Raw genomic sequence first — 15,024 nt, 5'->3', positions numbered from 1 at the left:
CGAGGCATCCGTCCCGTTTGGTTGACATACCAACATAATAATGGCAGGAAAGCTCCGATCAACAAGGTTCACCAATAAAGGAATGCTGCGTATGCAACTCGCGTCGGACATAGGTTTGCCGGAAGCGAGCCCCGTTCAAGGCCCTCGGATCCTGAGGTCGCTTGAGGAGGCCGTAGAAGGCGCGAGGGAACTGAAAGCCGACATAGCGGCACGATGTGCGGACGTGGAGGCGGAGCGGAAGATATCCGACGTGTCTATCGCCGATCTCAAGCGCGGCGGCCTTTTCGGATTGGTCGGCTCGCGCAAGTTCGGTGGATCCGAGGTCGGCGTAGAGGCGCTTGTCCGCGTCACGATTGAAATTGCCGAAGCCTGTGGTTCGACGGGTTGGGTCTTCGGCGTTCTGGCGGGCCACAGTTGGATGTTGAACCTCTTCCCGGCTAAAGCCCAGGAAGAGGTGGCAGCCCTGCCCGGCGCACTGATGGCGACCCTTTTCCGCTTGTCGGCCGATGTGAGCGTAGCGGAGGGAGGGTTTATCCTTAAAGGCGGTTCCGGCCGTTTCTGCAGTGGTGTCGATTTCGCGGATTGGATCATTGCCAGCGCTCCCGTGACCCGGAAGGATGGCCAGGTCGAACAGCGCTTCTTCCTTCTGCCCCGGTCTGACATCGAGATCGTGGATGACTGGTTCACCGTTGGAATGCGGGGCACCGGCAGCCGGTCGATAAAGGTTGCGGATGCCTTCATACCCGAACACAGAAGTGTCTTGGTGACAGATATGGTGGGAGGTCTCGCTCCGGGCGCGATCTTCCACAACAAGCCGATCTACCGACTTCCGTTCGGGACTGTGACGCCCTTTTCCATCGCCGGGGCGCCGCTGGGAATGGCGCGCGGAGCCGTGAAATCCTTTGCCGACAGCTTGCAGGCCTCGCTCGAAAACAATGTTTCGCCCCCGGCCGGCCGGGACGCAATGCTCACGGAACTCTCGCGAGCCTCGGTGATCGTCGATGCCGCGATCTCCGTCGTTATCTCGGATGCAGCCAAAATCGATCGGGTGACCAGTCCAGAGGAGTTCGGCGAACTCGAGAGGAAAGAGCTTCCTCGAAACTGGTGCTGGGCCATCCAGGCATGCCGTAAGGCCATCAATGATCTCTATGCGCTTTCCGGTGGCTCCGTCATCTACGAAAATTCGTCCTTCCAGCGCTTCTGGCGCGATATCAACTCGGCCGCACAGCATATCGGTTTCACGGAAAATAAGGCCATGGTCGATTACGGCCTTGCCCGTCTCGGCCTGCCGGCGCAGCCCTATATTATTCCCTCGAAAAAGCCGCCAATGTAAAAATGCCGCTTTCAAGAGCCGTGACGCCGGGAGGGGCGCGATGCACGGCCCCGGGCCTAAGCCCGATAGACTATTTCGCCGGGGACGATGGATGGAAATTTAGTGACTTGGCTGAAATATATTTCGATTTCCAAATATGAACATGGGAAGAACTACCACTAATCCTAGCGATATGTCTTCCCAACTCTGGAGGGCATTCAGGCGCAATGCGATGAATGGTGATCGAGAGAAACGAGATGAGCATCTATCTTGAAAATGTCTGGTACGCAGCGGCATTCTCCGACGAAGTCGGCGAAAAGCCACTGGCCCGCAAGCTGCTCGACCAGGATCTGATGATCTATCGGGACAGTGCGGGGCGGCCGATACTGCTACAGGATCGCTGCCCTCATCGATTTGCGCCCCTTTCGCTTGGCAAGACGGTCGGCGATGAGATCGAATGCCCCTATCATGGTCTCCGCTTCGACCGTACCGGCGCCTGTTCTCATAACCCGCATATGAAGGGTGGCGGTCCGCTGCGGGCTGCTGCCGTACGGGCCTATCCTGTCATGGAAAAATACGGAATCCTCTGGTTTTGGCCCGGCGATCCGGGGTTCGCCGACGAGGCGATCCTTCCAAAGGTGAAATTCCTCGAGGAAACGGACCGCTACCGGCTCGTAAAGGGCTTGCTGCACGTCGAAGGCAATTACCAGCTCGTAATCGACAACCTTCTCGATCTCAGCCACGCGCAATTTATCCATCCAGGCTTCGCCATAAAGGGTGTCGATGCCGAACAGGCACTTGCGGCCACGACCACGAGGCTCGAGCGGCAGGAACGGTCGATCCTGAATTATCGCCTCCGCACCGGCCTGCCCGCGCCGGCCGCCGCACGGCGTCTTTTCGGTGTCGGCGAAGATGTACTTGTTAACGCCAAAACCCACATGACCTGGTACCCGCCGGCAATGATCGATTTCGACGCCGGAACATGGGAGATGGACACACCGGAGGAGGAGGGGGCGTTGATCCCACAGCTTCATTTCATCACCCCTGAGACCGAACTCAGCTGTCACTATTTCTTCGTCAACGGACGCAATCAGCGAACCGAGGACAAGGACGTCGACGATGCGCTATTGGAGATGTTCGACCAGGCCTTTCGGAGGGAGGACGAGCCCATAATCGAGGCAGTTCAGCGCCGAATGGGACCGGTCACCGATATCCATCACCTCAATCCCGTTCTCCTGCAGACCGACGCCGCCCCGATATCCGCTCGGCGCCTGCTGGCGAAGCTGATCGAGCAAGAAAAGCAACCAGCGAGGAGTAAGCCTTCTCCGGAAGAATCTACCACGCATTTCTCCTCGGCTGCCGTGCCCGCCGATGGTTGATCGCTTGGCGGATTTGCCTGCTTGTCGGGATCGGGCGTGACGTCGAACGCTTGCCTTATGAAATCACAAGTTGATATACCAACAGGGATCGGGCATGATTGGCAAGTGCAATCAAAGCCCTTGCCGGGTCCGCCCATTACCATCGATAAGGAAGCAAGATCATGGCAAATGCGATGCCTGCTATCGCCGTCTTGTCGTGCAACGGAAGTACAGTGACGAGTGACGACCGGGTGGCGACGCGTCTCCTGGCGGCGACGTTGAAGGGCGTGAAGATCTTCGAACGCGGGGGAGCCGAAGCGGACTGGGCGCTGCGTGGCTCCGCGCTGGACGACAAGCATATCAGCGCAATCCTGTATGAGCCACGATCGGGACTCATACTTGCCGGAACACATTGGAACCAGGGCCTCTATGTAAGTCGCGACGGAGGCTTCACCTTCGAGCCTTCCATGAACGGGATTGCGCGACCGCATATTTATGCTCTCGCGGCGCAGCATCGCGGCGAACAGACGATCATATTCGCGGGCACGGAACCGCCGGAGAAGTTTCCGAAGCGCTTGCCCAGATGGAGGTCGCTCGAGTGTATGAAGCGCGCCATGCTCATTCCACTCCGGGTATGGCAGAAGTGTTCGGCACGGCCGTGTCACTGCCACGGCCGCGCGTGATCGCCTCGTCTAGCCGGGTACGCGATCCGGCTGCCAGGCGCTCGACCCCCAGCATCCGGGCCAGCTCGCGCGCAGGATCCGGCTCTTCGAGCAGGTCCGGATTGTCCCGGACGACCGCCGATAGCTCCGCGAGTGGAATATCCGGGATTGCCCGGCGCGCTTCGTCGCTATGGGGAGGGCGATAGGGATGGAAATCTGCGACGGCGCCGATCTTCCAGATGAATTCGCCGCTCGATTCCTGAGTCCGATCATAGTCGCGCAGGTGCATGTCGATCCGCTCGCGAATCTTGCCGCCCGTGCGCAGCCAGCCGTGCGCGCGGGCGACGCGCTGACATAATATATCGGTGCGCAGCGGGCTTTCGGTTTCGATCACGGCGGCGACCATCGCGCGCAGGGTGTCCCGATAGGCGAAATCGTAAAACTGGTCAGGATCGGCTGTAAATCCTGTCAGATCGGTGATGTTATAACGGCCGTCTGGATCGTCTGGTGCGACAGGGATGGAGGCGGGAACCTCTGTCGCTTCGGTAATCCTGACCGGCATGACGGGGGCAGAAATCTCTGCCGACACCAGCTCGATCTCGATCGGCATGGGCGCGGGGGCTACCTCCTCGACACGCGCCGCCGCCTCGTCGTCGCGGATTTCCTCAATCCCCTCGACCTCGTGCCCCATGTCCCAATGTGCAGTGATGCTGCCGTCTGGTTCCGCCGCGCGGCTTGTCTCTAGCAGCGCTTCCAGCGCCACATGCAGCCGATCCGCGCAACCTGTGGCATCATACCACCAGTCGGTCGACCAGACGCGGAGCATGTTCCAACCGAGACCTGTCAGAACCTGTTCGCGCACTTTGTCGCGATCACGTGCGGTCGCCGCGCTATGATAGGATGCGCCATCACATTCGACACCGGCGAGATACGCGCCGGGCAGGTCCGGATGCCGAACGCCCAGGTCAATCCGAAAGCCCGAGATGCCGACCTGCGGCACGACCTGCCACCCTCGTTGCTCCAGCTGCGCGGCCACTGCCTCCTCGAAGGGCGACTCGAAGCCGCCCACCGAACCCGCGCTCTGGGCCGGCAGTGCGATCGCGCCGCGCTCCGCATAGTCGAGGAAGGTCTTGAGATGATGCACCGCGAGCGCCTTGGTCCGCGTCGGATCGATCTGGTCGGCGGTGAAGCCTGAAAAGACGATCAGTTCCTGCCGTGCACGCGTAACGGCTACGTTCAGCCGGCGCTCGCCGCCGTCGCGATTGAGCGCGCCGAAGTCCATCGTCAGCTTGCCCGCTGCATCCTTCCAGAAGGTGATGGAAAACAGGATGACGTCGCGCTCGTCGCCTTGGACATTCTCCAGGTTCTTGACGATGGTCGCCTCGACCCGCTCATCTGCAAAGAACCATTCAAGCGCAGGTTCATCACGCCGGGCCACATCCAGCAGGTCGAGGATCAGCGACTGCTGTTGCGCATTGAAGGTGATGATGCCGAGTGTCGGTCGGCTCTTTACTGGAAGCTCTAGCCATCCGCGCATGCGGGAAACCGCCTCGTCCGCAACAGCCTGCGCTTCGATCCGGTTGGTCCGGCTCTTGCCACGATCGTAAACGCCGTTCGGCACCTTGCGCAGACGCACCGCGCGGTCGTCCACCTGAGGCGATGGGAATGTGACGAGCCGGTTCTGATAATAATGGTTGTTGGAGAAGGCGATCAGGGACTCGCTACGGCTACGATAATGCCAGCGCAGGTCGCGAACCGGGATGCCCGACGCCTTCGCCTCGTCGAGGATGCTCTCCATATCCCGCTCATGGTCGGCGACATCCTCGTCATCGTCGTTGCTGCCGAAGAAGTTGGTCGGCGGCAGCTGCTTGGGATCACCAACGATAATCGTCTGGCGCCCGCGCGCGATCGCGCCGACCGCATCCCACGTCGTGATTTGGGATGCCTCGTCGAAGATGACGACATCGAACAGGGCCTGATTGGGGGGCAGATATTGCGCGATCGACAGCGGCGACATCAGCATGCACGGGGCAAGCTTAGAGAAAGTCTCCGGCATCTTGCCGATCATGTCGCGGATCGACTGGCTCGGACGCTGCAACTCCATCTGATAGCGCAGCAGGCCCAGTTCGGAATTGCGCGGCACGCTTTGCACCGGAGGCAGGTTGTGAGCGAGCGCGCCGATCACGCGACCTGTGGCATGGGTGCGGACCAGATCGTCGATCTCACGAAATTCGGCAATCGCGTTCTCATGCTGGAAGCGCCGGAAATCGCGAAGCACCGGATCGCTGTCCAACACCATGGGCAGCCACCAGCGGGCATAGCCTAGCCGGAACGCCTTGCGGGCGCCATCCGCAGCCACGGCTCCAGCCTCAATCTGCTCGACCAGCGCGCCAAGCCCGGAAGCGATCGCCCGGTTGCGGATGCGGCACCAGGCTGACCAATCGCGCAGCAAGTGACGTGCATCCACAAGTGCCATGAGCGATGCTGAGAGGGTAGCCAGAGCGTCCGGCGTGGCTTCAAGCGCAATGTCGCGTCCTGCCGCTTTGGCGAAGCGGCTTCGCGCGTCGTTAAAGCCTTGTCGCGCTGCCAGCAGCTTGGCGCTGGACTGCCAGAGGCGATCACCCTGATCGCGTTCGCGCAACGCTCCAGCGATCCGCTGGGTGGCGGCCTCCACCGCGCCCGCATCGCGACCGTCGAAACGCAGCGCCGCACGCAGTCGCGCTGCGTGATCGAGGATGTCAGCAACGGCGCCCAGATCTGTATCGAGGCCAGCCAACGGCAGCGGTCGACCGGCCAATGGTGTTGCGTCGATTTCCGTCAACTGCTGCTTCATGGTGTGAAGCTGGGCAAGATCGCTTTCAGGGTCGGCCGCACCTGCATCAGCATAGCTCTGGAGCAGGTGCGTCACTTTGCGCTTGCCCAACGCCGAAAACGGCCAGAGGGAGGCATTTGCTTCGCGCCATTGGCGATCGAGTGCCTCGGTCTCTATCGCCCGCACACCATCCCGCGGATAGGATGCAGCGAGTTGCCTTTCGGCGTCCCGATATTTGCCGATCGCGACCATCAACGCGGCCAGATCGTCCTTCGATCGCGCAAATCCGGGATCAAATGCGATGGAAATATCGCGGTCGCGACCAGCCTCCATCGCTTCAGCCAGACTGGCGAATGTCGCAATCTCAGTTTCAACCGGCTGATTGCCGCTGCCAAGTCCGATGGCACCGCGCAATGCGTCGATGCCACCGATCAGCAGATCGGCGGCGTTGCGCAGCGACTGTGCGGCGGCGATCAGTTCGTCTTGCCCTGCTGCGCCGGTCTCTTCTATATCGACAAGGTCAAGCGCTGGCCGTCGTTCGACGGACGCGAAGACCAGGCCTAACTCTCCCGCCAGTTCTTCCAGGGTCGCCAATGCCTGCGTGTCATGCATTTGCCCGCGTGGCCAGCCAAGCTCCGGGGCAGAGGCGTCAGCCTCGCGCAACGCGACGCCGAGCGCAAGATAGGGCGTCCAGCCGTTGGGCGAAGGCCTGTGCAATGCCTCCACATAGGCGTTGAGCGTATCACGGCGCAGCTTCAGCCGCTCGTTGACGGCGATCCATTCCGCAGGATCAACGCGCCCGCCATGCTCCCACGCTGCCTTGAGCTGCGCCAGGAAATGGCGCCGGTCGGCCTTGCTGGAATGTAGTTCGATACACTGATCGCCCAGCCCATGTTCACGCAGTCGGCGATAGACGACGTCGAGGGCGGCCGTCTTTTCCGCCACGAACAGCACGGTCTTCCCGACGCCCAGGCAATTGGCGATCATGTTCGCGATGGTCTGGCTCTTGCCTGTACCCGGCGGTCCCACGATGACGAAATCGCGCCCTTCCGCGGCAGCCAGGCTGGCGGCGGTCTGTGAAGAGTCGGACGGCAACAGGCTGATGATATCTGCCGGTGCATAGACGCGATCAAGGTCACGTTCGTCGCGGATCGCAGGTTGGCCGTCACCCCCACCGAACGGCTTGTCCGGCGTGTCGATGAGGTGGCGAACGACCCGGTTTTCGCGCAATGCTTCGGTGCGCTCAACCAGATCCTTCCACATGAGGAACTTGGCGAAGCTGAACGTCGACAGCGCGGTGTCGTCGACGACCTCCATGCCGGGAACGTCGCGCACCGCCTGACGCATCATCGCCAGCACGCGAGGCACATCGACGCCACTGTCATCTAGGGGCAAATCTCCGCTGAACTGGTGCAACCTGAGGTCGAAGTCGCGTTCCAGAAACTGGAGGAGCGTCGCGTTGAAGCGCGGCTCATCTTCATGGAAACGCAGGCGGAAGGGCGCACTTGCGCTGCGTCGCTCCAGCTTGACGGGAACCAGCAGCAACGGTGCGCGATAGCTACGCTCGTCTTCCGGCTTCTTCTTCCAACGCAGAAATCCGACCGCCAGGAACAGGGTGTTGGCGCCGCCCTCGGCGAAATCGTTGCGCACCTGCCGATATAGGTCGATCAGCCGTGCTTCGAGCTGGGGGGCGTCCAGCGGCGACGGTAACTCGTCCCGTTGCAGGGCTTCGGCCGCGAAACCGCGCTGGAGATCGCGGCCATGCACCTCGCGATACAGAGCTGCGTCACGTTCGCCCAACGGGTTCTGCTGTGGCAACGACACAATCTGAATGGCAGCGCCGTCCGCCAGCCTGTCTTCGAGATAAGCGACATCAGTGCACAGGAAAGGGATCGTCTTCTTCGATTCCGGGAAGTTCAACAGCCGGTTGCGAAGCGTCAGGTCGAGCAGCTTTTTCTGCCAGCGGTCGATACGACCGGCGGCAGTCGTCGGCTTCTCCTCGACCTGAAGGTCGGGCAGTTCATTGAAAGATGGCGCTTCGGGCAACGACAGTGCTGCAACAACTGCGCTTTCGTCTTCCCCAGAAGCGTCATGCCGCGATGCTTCATGGGAGGCGAGCGGAGTTATGCCGCCGCTGCGCGCGCGCCGCACATCGATGGCCGCGACGAAGGCGTGCGCTTCCTCCTCGCTCATGCGATGGTCGAGAGCGCGTTGTGCCACGTCCAGGGCCATCGCTGGACGATGGGTGACGCCGGTCGTCTCGAACACGATCAGCTCGCGCGACGCCAGCGCCTTGCGAACCTCCATCTGGTCGGTCTCGATCGTGTTGGCCAGAGTCCGCTTCGTTAGCCAGACGCCCACTGCCGCATGTCCATGGAACATCAATATTACAGGATACAGGCCGGCTCCTTCCAGGGCCGCAGCGATCAGTAGCGTCGTATCCAGGCAGGTGCCTAGCCGCTCTTCCGCAATCGTAGCGGGCCGTCGGACTTTCTGCCCGCGATCCTCGAAGCTGGCCGGTGGCTCGGCATAATGGATCGCCATCGCAGCAACGGCCGAATAGATCGCTGCGGCGAGCATATAGCTGCGCTGCGGATCGCCCGATTGATAGCCGTCCAGCCCGCTGGGATGCCCATGTTCGGCCAGCCGGTCGGCCGCGCTGCGCAGGATACGGGCGACGGCGGGGTCGTTGGGCATCACAAACGCAGGCAACAATTGTGCCATGTCGGCGACGCCACCCCATTCGTCGCGGGCGAGCAGGCGGACAGGAAAGCGCTGTTCGTCGAGCACCGCATCACCAGCCGACAGTCGCAGGGTGATCTCGCCGCGTTCGGCTTCATTCAGTCCGGCTAGATAGTCAGCGTCGAGATCGACCTTGCGATCGCCCAACGGGAGGTTGTCGCCCGGTAAAAGTCGATCAATTGTCCAGGACTTAGCGCGCAGAAACGCTGGCGATGAGGTGAGATCAACGCGGATATTTTCGTGATGGCGTCCGTCGGCATTTTCTATCTGGATGGATCGGACGACGGGTATCGCATTCTGATAGGAGGCATAGGTGAAGCTACCTGCAATATCTGCGGCGATTGTCGGATCGTTCACACTCGCGTCGCTAGGATTGACTGCCGTGAAATCCTGATCGTTAGAATCGTGCATGAAGCCCCCTCCAGCTGGCAAGCTAAACAAGCCCATCGACTAAAAAAAGATAAAATAGCGATCTATCGGGTCCGGCCAAATGGACTGTACTGACGACAGCTGTCTCAGCTTGATTCCATAGACGGCGGCTATTCGCGCGTCATGAATGAACGGCTGCCTTTGGAACTCACGCTTGATTGCCCAAAGGCCAGAATCAGGAGCATCGCCGACAGACCACTCCGCAGAGCTAGGCTCAGGACCTATTAAATCGCTTGCGGTGATAGCGAAGGGTTGATTCAATGACGGCGTGAGGAGACGTCGTGATGAGTGACCTGCTCTGGTTGTCGGAAGCGCAGATGCGCCGGATCGAGCCATATTTTCCGCTATCGCACGGGGTGCCACGGGTGGACGACCGTCGGATCATCAGCGGGATCATCTTCGTGATCAGGAACGGCCTGCGGTGGCGCGATGCGCCTGCCGATTATGGCCCGCCGAAGACGATCTACAACCGCTTCATCCGGTGGAGCCGGCTCGGCGTGTTCAACAAGATCTTCGCGGCCCTCGCGGCGAAGGGCGGCAAGCCCGACCAGTTGATGATAGATGCAACCCACCTGAAAGCACACCGGACGGCGGCAAGCCTGCTCAAAAAGGGGATGTTCCCAGACGTATCGGACGCACCAAGGGCGGCCTGAACTCGAAGCTCCACACCGTCTGCGACGGCAAGGGCCGGCCGCTGGTCATGCTGCTGAGCGAGGGCCAGATGAGCGACTACAAGGGCGCTGCCCTGATGCTCGACGCCTTGCCTCCCGCCAAAGCCTTGCTCGGCGATCGAGGCTATGACGCCGACTGGTTCCGCAAGGCGCTTGCGGAGCGCAACATCACCGCCTGTATTCCCTCAAAGAAGAACCGGAAGGTGCCAATCCCGCACGACGCTGCGCTCTATCGTCAGCGCCACAAGATCGAAAACATGTTCTGCAAGCTCAAGGACTGGCGGCGCATCCACACCCGATACGACCGTTGCGCCCACACCTTCATGTCCGCCATCTGTATCGCCGCCGCCGTCATCTTCTGGCTCAATCAATGAGTCCTGAGCCTAATTGGTAGCTTCAGCGAGGACCGGATTTTCATTGAAGCTCATATGATCGACCGGTCTTTGTTGACTGCTGCGGAAAAGCAGACCGTAGCCGCGTAAGGCTCTAGAATCGGTTACTGAGCTTCAGAAATTGGGGTGGGGCCGCTTTAAATTTTCACCTTCAAAGTTTGTCGGTCTCGGTGGTTGCGAGCCCCCGCAACCAACGATACCGACAAACCAGATTTTCCTAGCTTTTGTCGGTCACGGTTGGATCGCCCTCCCGCAACCAAACAACACCACACACACAGGCCCCCCTCGGTAATCCCGATGGGGGCCTTCGTGCGTCCGGGGGGCATATCGTCCGGCCCGGCACCCTTGCATTCGCGCCGGAGGCAAGGCAGTCCCTGCGTTTATGTCCGCCGCGCCCGATCTGGAAACCGCCCTGCTCGGGCCCGTCCTTGCCGATCGCGCCTGCGGTGATTGCGTTGCGTGCTGCAATGTCCTCACAGTCGATACGCCCGATTTCAAGAAGCCGGCGGGAACGGCTTGTTCTCACCTGACTTCAAAGGGATGCGGGATCCATGCCGTGCGTCCTCACATCTGCCGGACGTGGTTTTGCGCCTGGCGCAGGGTCGCGGAAATGCCTGATGACGCTCGCCCGGATCGATCCGGCCTCCTGGTCTCGCTCAATTTCGTCCGGGAACCACGCAACTGTCTGGAGGGCGTTTCAATCAACGTCCGCAAGCTCGACGGCAGCGACGCGATAGAGAATGGCATGGCGAAAGCCATTCTCGACAGCCTGTGCGATCGCCTGGTCCCCGTCTGGTTCAGCGATGGATCAAGGAAGATGTTGATGCATCCCGAGACCGATGTCGCACGGCTCGTCATCTCGGGGGATCCGGCGCCCGCGCATCTGGAGGATGAAGTGGCGGCATGGCGCGAGCGCTATGCCGCTTTCGCGCCAGGCGACTAACTCCATGTTTCGTACTACCCCCCCGGAAACCTCTGCTCCGGGACCGGTTTTCCTTACAGAGTTGCAGAACTTCATGGATGGCGCCGCCAGGTCCCCCAACTTATAGGAGGGGCATGGCTCGCTTTCTCCTTCGCCTGGCGCTTTCCCTCATCATGTGCGTGGCCCCCCTGAGCGGCGCTCAGGCCCAGAGCACGATGTTCGATCTCACCGGACCGACTCTCACCGTGACGGTCACGCGCGGCGAGACGACCCTGCCGCTCGCGCAGGTGCCGGCGCTCCAGCCCGGCGATCGGCTGACCCTGCGCGCCAATCTCCCGGAGGATCAGTCCGCCCGTTATCTCCTCATCGTCGGCTTTCTGCGCGGTGCCACCAATCCGCCGCCGAAGGACTGGTTCGTGGAAGCCGAGACCTGGAAGCCCAAGAAAAGCACGCTCTCGGTCGAGATCCCGGAGGGTGCGGAACAGGCGATCGCGTTCCTGGCACCGGAAACCGGCGGCGGGCGCGATGCCGTGGTCAGTGGCGTTCGCGGCAAGCCCGGCGTGTTCCTGCGGGCAACGCAGGACCTGTATCAGGCTTCGCTCGACCGGGCGCGCCTGGAGACATTCATTGCCGGGATCGCCAAGCTCGATGAAGCGGCGCCCGAGCGCCTCGGCCAGGTTTCGCCGGTGCTTGCCAATTCGCTGGGAATCAAGCTCGACGCCGAGTGCCTCAAGCATCCGCGTGCCCAGCAGGCCGCATGCCTGACGCAGAATCGCGAACGCATGGTGCTGCAGATCAATCGCGGCGCGACGCTCACCGAGACGCTGACGGGCGCGCCTGCGGACGTCGCCTATCGCATCGCCGCGACGCGGGAGGCCGGGGCGGGCTACTACAGCCCCTATATCGGGCTTGCGCGCGATCTGGCCAAGCTGTTCGGCGCGTTTCGCACGGCGCAGTATCAATATCTGCCGGCACTGGCGATCGGCCGGGGAGACGAGACCCGGCTGCAGCTCAACGAAGCGCCCTCCTTCCAGAATCCGCGCTCGGTGCTGGTGGTGCCGATGCCGCCGATCGGCCCGGCGACGCCGCCCGTGCTGCGCCCGCGAGCCAAAGGCATGATGTGCCTGAACCGGCCGGATCTGGAGTTGCCGATCGAGGGCGCAGCGCTGTTCCATGCAACATCCTATGCGCGGGATCTTTCGCTCCGGCTCAAGACTGATGACGGCGGGACCACGGACTTGCCGCTGTCGCCCGACCCGGCCCGTGGTGCCTTTGTGGTGACTGCGCCGGGCGATCGCAAACCCACGGGAGGTGTGAGCGAGGCCAAGCTGAACGGGCGCTGGGGCTTCGATGATTTCGAGGGACCGTCGGTCCGCGTGCAGACCGTCGCGCCCGCTTCGTGGAAGGCCGAGCAGACGAATGTCGTGGTCGGCCGCGAGCAGCCGCTCGTGCTGCGCGGCGAGGGCGCGGCCTGTATCGAGAAGGTGGAACTGCGCGATGGAGCAGGCGCGCTGCGGGGCCTGACCTGGAAAGCCAACTCGGCGCAGGACGTGACGGTGACGCTCCCGCTCGAGGACATGGCGCCGGGTTCCCTGACTTTGCTTGTGTCGCATTACGGCGCCGAGACGCCCACCGTCCTGCCGCTCAAGGCGCTGCGCGAGGCCAGCCGTCTGGACGGCTTTCTGCTCCATGCCGGCGACAAGGCCGGTGTCCTGTCGGGCGCCCGGCTCGATCAGGTCGCCCAGCTCCAGATCGGCGAGGCCCGCTTCACGCCAGGCGATCTCACGCGCGCCAAGGAAGGCGACCGGCTCGAACTCGCCAGCGAAGCGCCGATCGCCGCGCAGCCCGGGGAAGCACAGGCCCGGGTGACCATGCGGGATGGGCGAACAGCGAATGTGCGGGCCACCATTGCACCCGCCCGGCCCAGTGCGGTCGTTGTCGATCGCAATGTCTCCATGCCTGCGGTCCCGGACGCTCTCGCGCTGGCGCTGCCGGAGGACATTGTGCCGCCGGCTGCCCGCCTCACCTTTTCCCTGCGTTATGCGCAAGGCGGCATCGGCGCGCAGGACGCGATCGAGATCGCCACGGCTGATGGCACTGCCAGCCATCGGTTGAGTGTGGCGGACGGGGAGTTGCAGCGCATTGGCACGGATGTCGCCGTCGCGACGATCGAACCTCAGGCGCTGCTTGGTGCGAGCGCTGTTGGCGAGATCCGTTTCCGTCCGAGCCGGGGCGATGTCTCGGGTGACTGGCAGCCGCTGGTGCGGATCGTCCGCCTGCCTGCCGTCGAGCGTGTCGCTTGTCCCTCGGAAGGGGGCGATTGTCGCCTGGACGGGCGCGACCTGTTCGTGATCGCCGCGATTGCCGACGATGCGCAGTTCGCGAGGCCGGTGACGGTCCCGGACGGCTTCGTCGGCACCAGTCTTTCATTGCCCCGCCCGCAGGGGGACAGCCTCTATCTGCGCCTTCACGATGCCCCGGAGTCGGTGGTGCGGCTGAGGCTCCCTGATCGACCCTGAGGTGGCAGGGGTGGACTTCGCGTAAATCGGCGCGTCATGGCCGGAATGGCGTTGGCTCAGCAGTCTTCCGGCGTTTATCAGCGCGATCGGCGATCGCGCAGCTGGGCAGGGAAGGGGAAAAGTCGATGGAGCGCCTCTCGGTTCTGGACATGCACACATGCGGCGAGCCTGTCCGCATCGTCACGGGCGGCTATCCCGTGCTGGTGGGCGACGACATTCTGGCCAAGCGACGCGACGCGCGGGCGCATCATGACCATCTCCGGCGCGCGCTGATGCTCGAGCCTCGCGGTCATGCCGGCATGTATGGCGTGATCCCCGTCGCGCCGACACAGCCCGGCGCCGCGGCGGCCGCCCTCTTCACACATAATGAGGGATACAGCACCATGTGCGGCCATGCGACCATCGCACTGGGCAAGTGGCTGGTGGAAAGCGGACAGGTGACCGCATCCGGCGAGGATGTAAGTTTCGGGCTGGAATTGCCTTGCGGCGTGGTCGAGGTGACGTGCCTGATCCGGGAAGGCCAGGTCGTCGAGACGAGCTTTATCAGCGTGCCGGCCTTTCTCGCCGGCCGCGATATCGCTCTGGATGTGCCGGGATTGGGTAGCGTCACATGCGATCTGGCTTATGGCGGGGCTTATTATCTCATCCTGCCCAGCTCATCGCTCGGCATCGATTTCCTCAACGCGCCATTGGCGCAACTGATTGAGCTTGGCACGCGACTGACCAGTGCAGGGCGGGCGCAGCTCGACATCCGCCATGACGAAGCGCCCGATCTTGCCTTTCTCTATGGCACGATCCTGATCGATGATGTGGCGCCGGATCAGCCGACGTTCAACCTGTGCGTGTTCGCGGAAGGCCAGATCGATCGCAGCCCGACCGGTAGCGGCGTCACGGCGCGTCTGGCGCGCGATCATGCACGCGGGCTGATTGCGCCCGGCATGACCCGTCGCTTCGCCGGACCGACAGGCGGGGCATTCAGCGCATCGGTCGTCTCCACCGAAGAAGCAGACGGGCGCATGACATGCCGGGTCCGCGTGGCCGGCCAGTCAAGCTATACCGGCACCGCGGAGTTCCAGCTGCGGGAGGATGATCCGCTCCGCTACGGCTTCGCGCTGCCGGCACGCTTCGCTGACCTTCCAGCTCTCTGACGATGCGAGCCGGGCGCGGCGCCTGCCGCTCAGGTGCCGGGACCAGATCATGATGCT

8 protein-coding genes are annotated in these 15,024 nt (G+C 62.4%); 7 read left to right on the top strand and 1 reads right to left on the bottom strand.

The genetic code is table 11. The annotated features are described in order from the left end of the window. Positions 1-40: 40 nt before the first annotated feature. The 3 genes from SLG_RS09085 to SLG_RS21690 all read left to right on the top strand — a co-directional run bounded on the left by SLG_RS09085 (position 41) and on the right by SLG_RS21690 (position 3,353). Positions 41-1,333 (top strand): acyl-CoA dehydrogenase family protein, encoded by a 1,293-nt coding sequence (locus SLG_RS09085; protein WP_197535684.1) that lies wholly within the window; start codon positions 41-43, stop codon positions 1,331-1,333. A gap of 236 nt (positions 1,334-1,569) precedes the next feature. Continuing rightward, positions 1,570-2,691 carry an aromatic ring-hydroxylating dioxygenase subunit alpha gene (locus SLG_RS09080; protein WP_014076161.1) on the top strand — a complete coding sequence of 374 codons (1,122 nt, stop codon included), beginning with the start codon at positions 1,570-1,572 and terminating at the stop codon, positions 2,689-2,691. A 161-nt stretch (positions 2,692-2,852) separates the two neighbouring features. Continuing rightward, positions 2,853-3,353 carry a hypothetical protein gene (locus SLG_RS21690; RefSeq protein WP_158512699.1) on the top strand — a complete coding sequence of 167 codons (501 nt, stop codon included), beginning with the start codon at positions 2,853-2,855 and terminating at the stop codon, positions 3,351-3,353. Here SLG_RS21690 and SLG_RS09075 read toward each other — a convergent pair. Continuing rightward, on the bottom strand, positions 3,289-9,297 hold the full coding sequence (locus SLG_RS09075) for a DUF3320 domain-containing protein (protein ID WP_051003723.1): 6,009 nt from the start codon (positions 9,295-9,297) through the stop codon (positions 3,289-3,291). The two genes, SLG_RS21690 and SLG_RS09075, sit on opposite strands and share 65 nt — an antisense overlap. A gap of 302 nt (positions 9,298-9,599) precedes the next feature. Between SLG_RS09075 and SLG_RS20865 the strand changes: the two genes are divergently transcribed. The 4 genes from SLG_RS20865 (at position 9,600) to SLG_RS09050 (ending at position 14,967) form a co-directional block, all read left to right on the top strand. Further along, a protein-coding gene (locus tag SLG_RS20865; RefSeq protein WP_086012830.1) for an IS5 family transposase occupies positions 9,600-10,360 on the top strand; the annotation gives its coding sequence in 2 pieces (ribosomal slippage) (positions 9,600-9,933 and positions 9,933-10,360; 762 coding nt in all). A gap of 400 nt (positions 10,361-10,760) precedes the next feature. Beyond that, positions 10,761-11,321 (top strand): hypothetical protein, encoded by a 561-nt coding sequence (locus SLG_RS09060; protein WP_014076158.1) that lies wholly within the window; start codon positions 10,761-10,763, stop codon positions 11,319-11,321. Positions 11,322-11,434: 113 nt separating this feature from the next. Continuing rightward, positions 11,435-13,819: a hypothetical protein gene (locus tag SLG_RS09055; protein WP_014076157.1), complete on the top strand. Its 2,385-nt coding sequence runs from the start codon at positions 11,435-11,437 to the stop codon at positions 13,817-13,819. A 125-nt stretch (positions 13,820-13,944) separates the two neighbouring features. Then, positions 13,945-14,967 (top strand): proline racemase family protein, encoded by a 1,023-nt coding sequence (locus SLG_RS09050; protein ID WP_014076156.1) that lies wholly within the window; start codon positions 13,945-13,947, stop codon positions 14,965-14,967. Positions 14,968-15,024: the final 57 nt, after the last annotated feature.

It is taken from the genome of Sphingobium sp. SYK-6 (assembly GCF_000283515.1).
GTDB classification, from domain to species: Bacteria; Pseudomonadota; Alphaproteobacteria; order Sphingomonadales; family Sphingomonadaceae; genus Sphingobium; species Sphingobium lignivorans.
Note: the sequence above shows the minus strand (reverse complement) of the source record. Positions and strands in the feature narration are given on the sequence as shown.